Source organism: Mesorhizobium sp. M0771 (genome assembly GCF_040320155.1).
Classification (GTDB): Bacteria; Pseudomonadota; Alphaproteobacteria; order Rhizobiales; family Rhizobiaceae; genus Mesorhizobium.
Genome location: NZ_JAMYPC010000014.1, coordinates 170,965 through 181,076 on the forward strand (window position 1 = coordinate 170,965; position 10,112 = coordinate 181,076).

Sequence of the window (10,112 nt, forward strand, 5' to 3'; positions counted from 1 at the left end):
ATTCTAGGTTGCGCTACCGACTCTGGCGCGGGTCGGCGAGCGCGGCCTGCATCATGGCGCGCACCTGGCTTTCCATCAGCCTCGACGTTTCCTTGCGGTTCGAGCCCTTGGAAAAGGCGATGGGCTCGCCGAAATGCACCTCGACGTCAATGGCGCCTTCGGCCATCAGCACCTTGAGATGCGGCATCAGGTCCTGATCGCCGATCCAGGCAGCGAGCGGCCGGTGGCGACGGCCGAGAGGCACGCCGTGCACCCGCGTGTAGGCAATCGCCAGCGGCTGGATGAAGACCTGCTCGGCCGCGCCTTCCGAAATCGCCATCGAGGCGGCGCCGAACAAGGTGCTCTTGAACGGCAGGATGGTGTTGCCGTCGCCGGTAGAGCCCTCGGCAAACAGCACCATGGCGTCGCCCTTGGCCATGCGGCTGGCGATCTCGCTGGCCTGGTCGCCAGCTGTCCGCTTGCGCTCGCGTTCGATGAAGACCGTACGCTGCAGTTTCGACAGCCAGCCGATCAGCGGCCATCCCTCCATGTCCGCCCGAGCGATGAAGGTCACATCGGCAAAGGAGCCCAGCACCATGATGTCGGTCCAGGAGATATGGTTCGAGGCGACCAGCAGCGGGCGCTGGCTGGACAGCGCACCTTTGACATGGATGCGCAGGCCGAGCGTCCGGACGATGAGGCTGTGCCAGGCCTTCAGAATGACCGTCTCGCGCCAGATTCCGGTCTTCATCGACAGCAGCTGCAAAGGCACAAGGACCAGCGAACCGATGACAACGAGGCTCAGCGCCAGGAAGATCCTGATTTTTCCGATCATGCAGCTTGGCCCTGCCCCAAAACTTTGGCTAGCGAAGATCGCGGCGCATGACAAGCGCGCCGGTAGGACCATGTTCGGTCGAGCGGTAATAATTGGCGCGGTGGCCGACCTGGCGGAAACCCAGCCGCCGGTAGAGGGCGATGGCAGCGACATTGGTCTCGTCGACCTCAAGGAACAGCGCCTCGGCCCGCTGCGCATGCAATTCGCGCAGTACCGCGTCCATCAACTGCCAGCCGAGCCCCTGGCGGCGATGCGAGCGCGCCACCGCCACGGTCAGAATCTCGCCCTCGCCGGCTGCAAGCCTGGCCAGCACGAAGCCGACCGGCGGCTTGGCGCCCTGGCCGATTTCGCGCGCGGCATAGCCGAACACGGTTTCCTGTTCGAGCAACGCGGCGAACTCGCCATCGGTCCAGGGCCGGACGAAATCCTCGCGGTGCAGCACCGACGCTGCCGGGCTGTCGGCGATGGTCAGCGGCTCGAGCGCATAGTCCCTGCGGCGCGGCTGGAGGAAAGGGATGCGCATCACTTTTCCTGCCTCAACAGGATGAACCCGGCCTGCGCCTTGGCATCGGCGCCGCGCAGATAGAGTGGCTTCGGCTTGTCGCCCTCACCTTTTGCAGCGGCGAGCCGGGCGTAGACGGCAATGTCGGCGGTGGCAGCCGTCGGGCCGATATCGAAATCGCGACCGGCCGCGGCTGCGATCTGCACGGCGGCCGTGCCGGCAAGCACCGGACGATTGTCCGCCGCCATTCCCGCGGCTTGGGCAAGTGTGGTCACAGCCGGACCATAGCGCAAAATCGCTTCCGCATCGTAAAACGCCGCATGGATCTCCTCGCGGCCTGCATCGAGAGCCGCCAGGATCGGGCGGCCGGGAAATGCCGCCCTCGCCTCGGCCGCCAGCGCCTCCAGTGTCGTTACCCCGATCGCCGGGATCTTCAGCGCCAGCGCCAGGCCGCGCGCCGCCGAGACGCCCACCCGCAGGCCGGTGAAGGAACCCGGACCGATGGAGACCGCAACGGCGCCAAGGCCGGCATAATCGGTGCCGTCCGCTTTCAACGCTTCGTCAATGACAGCCATCAGGTGTTCGGCGTGGCCTTTGCCGAGATCGAGTACCGAGCGGCCGAGCTCTCTGTCGCCCGATGCGTCATAGACGCAAGCGGCGCAGAGATTGGCGGCACAGTCGATGGCGAGCAGTTTCATGGGCGACCGGTTCGAAAAACAGTCTCCCTCTGCCCGCCACGGCGCGCCGCCGCAAGAGCCAGCGCGTAAATTGTTAAGCGGCTTCGCTTCGGTGCAGGCCGGACGGCTTACGCCGCCGGCGCGATGCGCAGCATGTGGTTGTCCCAGACATAGTCGGGCTCGGAGCGCGTCGCGCCGCTGCCTTCGATGATTTCGCCGGCACCCGTGGTTGCCATGAAGCCCGGGCCGTCGGGCGCCAGGCCGCAGACCTCGACCAGCGCCTTGGTGGCGACGATCTTGCCGCTGGCGGCGTCGATGACGGCCAGCGAATTGCCTTCCGGCGAAGACACCGCGACCGTGCCGGCAATCGGGTTGGCGGCGACCGAGCCGATGTAATTCCGGAAGCCGGATAGCACGTCCTGCGGCATGTCGAGCAGCTGCAGCCCCTTGCCGCGCGTGGCGCGGCCGACCAGCGGTGGCCGCTCGGTGCCCGGCCCGCGGTACTGGCAGCCGAACCAGATGGTGCCTGTGGGGTCGGCATCCATGTGGCGAATCGACAGCTGGTGCAGAGCCGGCGGCAGTTCGTGCTTTTCGATGAGATCGCCGGTTGTGCGATCGACCAGCACATAGGACGGCTTCATGGTGGCGATGTTGAGCTCGGCGCGGCCATAGTCGGGATGGGTCTCGATGCCGCCATTGGCGATGGCGATCGTCCGGCCGTCTCCGAGCAGCAATAGCTCATGCGGCCCCATGCCATAGGTCGGAAACTCGCCGATGCGGCTGAACTTGGCCCGTGCGTCGTAGATCCCGACGACGCCGGCGGCATTGTCGAAATTGTTTTCGGTGACGTAAAGCAGCGCGCCGTCGGTGGAAAACACACCGTGGCCGAAGAAATGCCGACCGGTGATGCTGGCGATGGTCAGCGGCGGCTCGCGGCCGGCATGGTCGAAGACCACGGCGAAGGTGCCGGGTTGCCGGGCGAAGACCACGGAGCGCTTCGAGACCGGATCGAAGGTGACGTCGTGGCCACGGTCGGGCAGGTCGATCGCATGCAATACTTTTCCGGCTTCCGACAACACAGCGGCGCCAAAGCTGCCGTCGCGCTTGACGAAGGCGGTGGCAAAGACGGCATCGGCGGCAAGCGTGTCCGCCCAGGCCCGCGGCGCCATTGACGCGACGAAGCCGGCGCCGGCAGCTCTGAGAAAATCGCGGCGGTCCATCAGCGGCGTGCGTGTCGCAACCATTGGTCAGTCCCCGTCCAGTGACGAAAAGCCGGCGGTCAGGCCGAACTCGGCGGTTAGCCGGGTGCCGATCAAGCCCGACAGGCTGGAGGTGATCAGCGCGAAATGTTCGAGTTTTCCGCGCTCCGCGGGATCGGCGAGCGTCTTGTCGATCCGACCCTGGATGGATTTGGCAGTGGCAACGCCATTGATGAGCTGGATATGGATGGATTCCGCCATCCATCTGCTATCCTCGGGCAGCGCGTCGCCGAGCTTCGAGGCCTGGAACAGCGCATCAATGCCGGAGAGGTTGCCGGCTAATGAAAGGCCGGTGTTTTGCGAGCGCCAGTAGATCGCTTGCCTCGGCTTGTCACCCTGCGGTTTGGCGCCGAGAAAACCTTTGAGGCGCACGTCGCGCACCATTTCGAGTTCATTGATGAACACGCCGACCAATTCGGTCACCGCTTCAGTGCCGTCGCGGTAAAGCGCATTGTCGGGTCCGGGATTGGCCCACAGGCCTGCAAAACCGTCCGGTTTTTTCCAGGCGGCGTCGACATCGGCCGCCATGGTCTCGATATTCTTGGCGATCGCCGCGCCATAGGCGCAGCGATAGGGCTCGTCCTTGCCGACGAGCGTCTCGGCGCCGTCGCCGTAAAGCACGAACTCAAGCGCCCCTAATCCCTGCATCGCGACACTCTTGCCCGCCAGCTGCGCCGGATCGGTGGCGGTCGGATCCTTGCCGGCCAGCGCCGCCTGCACCTGCTTCAGGCCGATGCTCTTTCGGTCCGGCCAGTAGAGCATGCGCTCCAGCCGGTTGTTCTCCTTGATTGGCCCGAAGCCGATGATTTCAGCCGACGACCAGGCTGCGACCGTGGCCGAGAATCCGGCATGCGCGGCATCGAGGTTACCCTGCGACGGCGCCTGGCAGAGCGCGTCCATGGCCTTCGCCAAGGTGCCGGCATGGCCATGCAGGCTGGCATAGGCGGGGCGGACAAAGCCGTCGATCGCTCTTTGGATCACGTCGGAGGCTTTCACCGAGGCCGATGCCGGGGACGCACCGAACAGAGCCAATGGGAGGAGTAGAACAGGCAAAACCCGCTTGAGCATCAGAATGACTCCAGGAATTTGATGAGAGCATCGCGGTCGGCCGTATTGGCGGCGGCGAAGCGATCGCGCGCTTTCTGCCCCTCGCCACCATGCCACAGGATCGCTTCGGCAAGCGTGCGCGCACGCCCGTCATGCAGGAAGAAAGCGTTGCCGTTGACGGTCTTTGTCAGGCCGATGCCCCATAGCGGCGGGGTGCGCCATTCACTGCCCGTGGCATCGCCCACCGCCTGGCCGTCGGCAAGGCCAGGCCCCATGTCGTGCAGCAGAAAGTCGGAATAGGGCCAGATCAGTTGGAACGCCTGCGCCTTGTTCCCGCGCATGGTGACGAATTTCGGCGTATGACAGGCAATGCAGCCCATCTCGTAGAACAGCTTCTTGCCGGCGAGCACGGCGGGTGCGCCGACATCGCGCCGCGCCGGCACCGCAAGGTTCTGCGAATAGAAGGTGACGAGGTCCATCACCGGTGGTGGCGCCTCGACCGGGCCGAGCCGCTTCTGCACGCCATTGGGCATGGCCAAACAGGCCTCTTCGGCTGCGGTGCAATCGCCCCAGTGACTGGGCTCTTCCGGCGTCGAAATGCCGATGTCGCCGGCAAAGGCGTCCGCCGCCTGCTGGCGGATCGACGCGGTCTGGGCCTTCCAACCGAAGCGGCCAAGCGTCAGTTGCCCACTGCTGAGGTCACGCACCATGTTGGGCTTGCCGGAAATGCCGTCGCGGTCGTCGGGATCGGCATGGGCAAGGAGGTCGGCCGGCGCGATCTGCTCGATCAGGCCAAGGCCGATCATTGGCGGCGTCAGGCGCGGCGACAGCGTGGTGCGCGGGTCAAGCGGGCCGTAGCCAAGCCCGTCGACCGAATAGCTCGGCTTGCGCAGCCAAACCAGGCTGCCGTCGCCGAGCGTGACCTTTTCCTCGCGATAGTCGACATACATGCGGCCTTCGCCCTTGAGGCCGGGCACCGCCAGTCCCTGCAACTGCGCGCCGTAGACCGGATCGGGGAAGTTCAGCACCTTGTGCGCGGCGATCTCGGTCTTTTCCTCGGCCGTGCTCGCATCGCGCGCTAGCCGCAGGAACATCGACGTGGTGCGGCTGTCGGCGGCCGGCGGGCGGCCGCGGCCATCCTTCAAATGGCAATTCTGGCAGGCGCGCTCGTTGAACAGGGGTCCGAGACCGTCCGAGGCCTGGGTCGAGGATGGCGACGACACCCAGTTCTTGCGGAAAAGCGCATTGCCGAGCTTGAAATTGCCCTGTTCCTCGAAGGTAATGTTTTCAGAGGGTTGCGAGAAGGCGTCGCGGTCGACCTGCTTGCGCGACGTGCCGGCGCCGCCTTGCATCGTTTCGAAGGATTCGGGCTTGGAGAAATCCTGGGTTGGCCTGGTAACTGCAAGGACGCGGGCCTGGTCCTTCGGCGTCAGGTCGGTGCGGCTCGTGGCGAGGCCGACCGGTTCCGACGATCCGGCCAGGGCCGGGGCCAAAATTGCCGCCAGGGTTACAACCGAAAGCCCGCGAAAGGCCTGATATCGCGGGTTTTTGAGGAGCAGCGGGCCGGCGGCCCGCCGCAAGCGGCGCAGAATATCTATGGGGCGCCGCATTCCTGCATGGTCCTATTCCGCCTCGTCCGCCGATGCGGCGTTGAGCTGGCCGTATTTTTCCTCGCCGATCGAGGCAAGGAGGTCGAGCTGCGTCTCGAGGAAGTCGATGTGACCTTCCTCATCCGCCAGCAATTCCTCGAACAGCTTCATCGTCACGTAGTCGCCGGCTTCGTTGCAGATCTCGCGCGAACGCTTGTAGGCGGTGCGTGCGTCATATTCGCCGGCGAGATCGGATTCGAGCACTTCCTTGACGTTCTGGCCGATGCGCAACGGCGCCACGGACTGCAAATTGGGATGCCCTTCGAGGAAGATGATACGGGCCACCAGCCGGTCGGCATGGTGCATCTCCTCGATCGATTCGGCGCGTTCCTTCTTTGCCAGCTTGGCATATCCCCAATCTTCGAGCAGGCGGAAATGCACCCAGTATTGATTGACGGCGCCAAGCTCCAGGAACAGAGCCTCGTTAAGCCGCTCGATGATCTGCGGTTCGCCTTTCATGGATTCTGCTCCCATATTGGACGCGCAGGCCTCTGACGCGATCCAGGTGTGAAACGATGTCCACGCCGCTCGCCTCCGAACGGGTGTGGTAATTTTCGGTGACCCGAATGATCGTTTCGACCACATTTGGGAAGCAGCCGCAACAGCGACCGCGCTTTTGCATCGTGTGATAGACCTTCGCCGGCACGATCAGTTGCCAGGGGTCCTGATCCAGCAGATCGACGATCGTCTGCTCAATCTCCTTTTCGGTGATGATGTTGCAATGGCAGATCAGCATGGATTGGCTCTGGCTGACGGCGCCCCTCCGCGCCGTTTGGCTGGTAGTTGGTTGGGGTGCTACTTGAACACCTTGTCCGGTGCGTCGAGGCTGTCGGACCCCTCGAAGGCTATGTTGTTCAGGTTCAGCGCGCCGACGGCGCGTTCGATCGACTTGGTCTGGTCGACCAGCGCGTCGATTGCCGCCTGCACGGTAGCATTGCCTTCGGTGTTGCCCTCGGCGATCTGCTGGTCGTAGGCCTCGCCGGCCACTTCCCGCGCCTTGATCGCCTCCATCTTGGCGACCGAGACATCGAGCTTGTCGGACAGTTCCTTGTCGATCGCCGGATCGGCCGCCTTGACCATATCGTGCACCGACGGGCCTGAAACGACGGTGCCGTCGATGCGCGTGTAGCTGGCGAGATAGGCGGCGCGGATGCCGATGGCGTCATAGAGATGCGAGTTGTAGGTATTATCCGAGAAGCAGTCGTGCTCCTCTTCGGGATCGTGCAGCAGCAGGCCGAGTTTCATGCGCTCCCCGGCCAGTTCGCCGTAGGACAGCGAGCCCATGCCGTTGAAGATCACCGAGATAGCGGTGTTCGGCTGGCCATCGACGAGGTTCTTGCGGGCGGCGCCGTCTTCCTTCCAGTTGCCGACCATCTCCTGCAGGTCGGAGACCAGAAGATCGCTGGCCGACTTCAGATACTCGGCCCGGCGATCGCAATTGCCGCCGGTGCAGTTCTTGAGGTCGTAGTCGGTGTACGGACGCTCGCCGGCGCCCGGGCCGGTGCCGTGCAAATCCTGGCCCCAGAGCAGGAATTCGATGGCGTGATAACCGGTGGCGACATTGGCCTCGATTCCGCCGGCCTCCTGCAGCGTGCCGGCGAGGAACTCCGGCGAAAGCTTCGAGGCGTCGACCTTCTTGCCGTCGATCTCGATGTCCTTGTTAGCGATGACATTGGCGGTGTAGAGCGCGTTGGCGTCGGACTCGGTGCCGTAGCTCTTGGCGACGTAGTCGATCAGGCCTTCGTCGAGCGGCCAGGAGTTCACCTTGCCTTCCCAGTCGTCGACGATCTTGTTGCCGAAGCGGTAGACCTCGGTCTGCTGGTAGGGCACGCGCGACGCCTTCCAGGCATCGCGGGCGGCATTCAGCGTGTCCGCCGACGGGTTGGCAAGCAGCGCGTCGACAGCCTTGTCGAGCGCCTGCGCCGTGGTCAGCGAATCCTCGTACTTGGCCAGCGCGATGTCGGAATAGGTCTTGATGACCGCCTTGGCATCGATCTCCGCCGCCTTGGCCGGCAGGATGAAAACCGCCGCCGTCAACATAGCCGTGGCACCGATCGCAGCCAGTCTGCCGCCATATCGCGCTGTCATCATCAGTCTCCAGTTCAAAGGGGATTCGGTAAAAGGCGCGCGTGCCAAACGGTGCCGGGACATAGGCATGCCGTAGGACACCACAGATGCCGCGCCGCTCTGCGGCTCACGGGAGAAAGACACCAAATGCCTCCAATCGAACGGGTTCAAGGCCCAAACATCAAAGGGATGCGCTGACGCGCGAGCCTCCATAAAACGATGGCGAGGCCGGAAGTCAACTGGTGAACCCTAGAAAATTCAATTGAAACAACAGTTTAGAATTATTCTAAACTAGCACTATCAACTTTAAATCGTAGCCAGCAGCCAAGGTGAGAGACGCCGCGATTGACAAGCGACCGTTCCGGGTGCGACCCGGACCGGGGCTCTTGCGACGGCGGCAGACAATCGCCATCTGGCGGAACGGCTCACAATCAAAGCATGATGTCGTCCGAAAACCGCTTCACACTTTTCGGCATCATGCTCCAGATTTGAAACAGGAATTCGGGTTGCGATGAAGAACGGGGTCGTCATTGTCGGTGCGGGTCATGCGGGCGTGCAAGCGGCCGCCAGCCTGCGCGAGGAAGGCTATGACGGGCCTGTCATACTGATCGGCGACGAAACCGATCTGCCCTATCACAAGCCGCCGCTGTCGAAGACCTTCATCAAGGACGCCGATGCCAAGCCGCAACCCTTGCGCGGCGAGGCCTTTTACACCGGCAGCGCCATCGACTTCAGGCCGGGCGTCCGAATCGACAGCATCGATACGGCAGGCCGCAAGCTGGACATAGCGGGCGGCGGCGTGCTGCCGTTCGACCGGCTCATCCTGGCCACCGGTTCGCGGCCGCGGCTTCTGCCGCTGCCGGGCGCCGACCTCTCGGGCGTGCTGTCGCTGCGCTCGATCGCCGATGCGCGGCTGATCCGCGCGCTCAGCGCCCAAAGCGAAGACGTGGTCATCCTCGGCGGCGGCTTCATCGGGCTGGAGATCGCGGCAACGCTGAGGGCCGCCGGCCGCAACGTCACCCTGGTCGAGGCTGTCGACCGGCTGCTTGGCCGCGCCGTGGCGCCGGTGGTGGCGAGCCATGTCCGCCAACGGCTGGAGGCGATCGGCGTGCGTATCCTCACCGGCACCACCATTGCCAGGCTGGAAGGGGAAAACCGCCATGTCTGCGCTGCCATCACCTCCACCGGCGAAAGGCTGCCCGCGCGCATGGTCATCGTCGGCATCGGCGCCGTGCCGAATGTCGAACTTGCGCAGGCTGCCGGACTGACTGTCGCCAATGGCATCCGCGTCGACCAACAGATGCGCACCTCAGTGCCTGATATTCTGGCCATCGGCGACGCCGCTTCCTACCGCCACTGGTCGACCGGCGGCGACGTGCGGCTGGAATCGGTGCAGAACGCCACCGACCAGGCGCGGCTTGCCGCACGCACGATCACCGGCCATACGGACGCCTATGCGGCGGTGCCGTGGTTCTGGTCTGACATCGGCGACATGAAACTGCAGATGGTCGGGCTGACCTCGGGCGGCGACAGCCATGTCGTGCTGGGCGACCTCGCTGAGAACAAGTTCTCGATCTACCACTATGCTGGAAGCCGGCTGCTCGGCATCGAATCCGTCAACAGGCCGGGCGACCATATGCTGGGCCGCAAGATGCTCGGGGCCGGGTTTTCGCCGATGGCGCAGACTGTTGCGGAAGGGCCTGATGGGCTGAAGGCGGCGCTGGCCGCGTTCCAGCAGGATGAGCCGGCACGGGCTGCGGGCTAGACACACTTACCCTCCCCCTTGTGGGGAGGGTCGCTGCGAAGCAGCGGGGTGGGGGTCGGCGCGAGGCCCCCCACCCGGACCTGCGGTCCGACCTCCCCACCAGGGCATAGGCGCTAAGATAGGTATTGCCCTGCGGAATCGGGTGTGATTCTACACTGCGATGACACACGAATCGCTTGTTGATGACGGCTGGGCCGAGACGATTGAGCTTCTGGGCGGCGAAGAGTTGATCGCAGCAAGTGCCCGCGAGACGAAGGCGTTCCTGCGCCCGCGCGGCGTCAGGTCGGCGAGCGACCTGTTGCGCCTGACACTGGCTTACTGCCTTGGCAAGG

10 protein-coding genes are annotated in these 10,112 nt (G+C 64.4%); 1 reads left to right on the top strand and 9 read right to left on the bottom strand.

Annotated features, from left to right (window positions below):
• Positions 1-13: 13 nt before the first annotated feature.
• The 9 genes from olsA to NKI05_RS21345 form a co-directional block, all read right to left on the bottom strand.
• Positions 14-814, bottom strand: a complete 801-nt coding sequence (gene olsA, locus NKI05_RS21305) for a lyso-ornithine lipid O-acyltransferase (RefSeq protein WP_023696735.1) — start codon at positions 812-814, stop codon at positions 14-16.
• Positions 815-842: 28 nt separating this feature from the next.
• Positions 843-1,337 carry a ribosomal protein S18-alanine N-acetyltransferase gene (gene rimI / locus NKI05_RS21310; RefSeq protein ID WP_023669542.1) on the bottom strand — a complete coding sequence of 165 codons (495 nt, stop codon included), beginning with the start codon at positions 1,335-1,337 and terminating at the stop codon, positions 843-845.
• Positions 1,337-2,014 (bottom strand): tRNA (adenosine(37)-N6)-threonylcarbamoyltransferase complex dimerization subunit type 1 TsaB, encoded by a 678-nt coding sequence (gene tsaB / locus NKI05_RS21315; RefSeq protein ID WP_023711441.1) that lies wholly within the window; start codon positions 2,012-2,014, stop codon positions 1,337-1,339. The genes rimI and tsaB overlap by 1 nt, the downstream gene beginning before the upstream one ends.
• 107 nt (positions 2,015-2,121) lie before the next feature.
• Complete coding sequence (locus NKI05_RS21320; protein ID WP_023669540.1) at positions 2,122-3,237, bottom strand: DUF1513 domain-containing protein; 1,116 nt, start codon at positions 3,235-3,237, stop codon at positions 2,122-2,124.
• Between the two features lie 3 nt (positions 3,238-3,240).
• Positions 3,241-4,320 (bottom strand): imelysin family protein, encoded by a 1,080-nt coding sequence (locus tag NKI05_RS21325; RefSeq protein WP_023682016.1) that lies wholly within the window; start codon positions 4,318-4,320, stop codon positions 3,241-3,243.
• Entirely contained in the window at positions 4,320-5,909 is a 1,590-nt protein-coding gene (locus tag NKI05_RS21330; protein ID WP_023703488.1) for a di-heme oxidoreductase family protein, read from the bottom strand. The genes NKI05_RS21325 and NKI05_RS21330 overlap by 1 nt, the downstream gene beginning before the upstream one ends.
• Positions 5,910-5,921: 12 nt before the next feature.
• Complete coding sequence (gene bfr, locus NKI05_RS21335) at positions 5,922-6,407, bottom strand: bacterioferritin (protein WP_023669537.1); 486 nt, start codon at positions 6,405-6,407, stop codon at positions 5,922-5,924.
• Positions 6,373-6,684 (bottom strand): (2Fe-2S)-binding protein, encoded by a 312-nt coding sequence (locus NKI05_RS21340; protein ID WP_023669536.1) that lies wholly within the window; start codon positions 6,682-6,684, stop codon positions 6,373-6,375. The genes bfr and NKI05_RS21340 overlap by 35 nt, the downstream gene beginning before the upstream one ends.
• A gap of 59 nt (positions 6,685-6,743) precedes the next feature.
• Positions 6,744-8,036 (bottom strand): imelysin family protein, encoded by a 1,293-nt coding sequence (locus NKI05_RS21345; RefSeq protein ID WP_023692591.1) that lies wholly within the window; start codon positions 8,034-8,036, stop codon positions 6,744-6,746.
• A gap of 490 nt (positions 8,037-8,526) precedes the next feature.
• Here NKI05_RS21345 and NKI05_RS21350 point away from each other — a divergent pair, with 490 nt between their 5' ends.
• Complete coding sequence (locus NKI05_RS21350; RefSeq protein ID WP_286455705.1) at positions 8,527-9,780, top strand: NAD(P)/FAD-dependent oxidoreductase; 1,254 nt, start codon at positions 8,527-8,529, stop codon at positions 9,778-9,780.
• Positions 9,781-10,112: the final 332 nt, after the last annotated feature.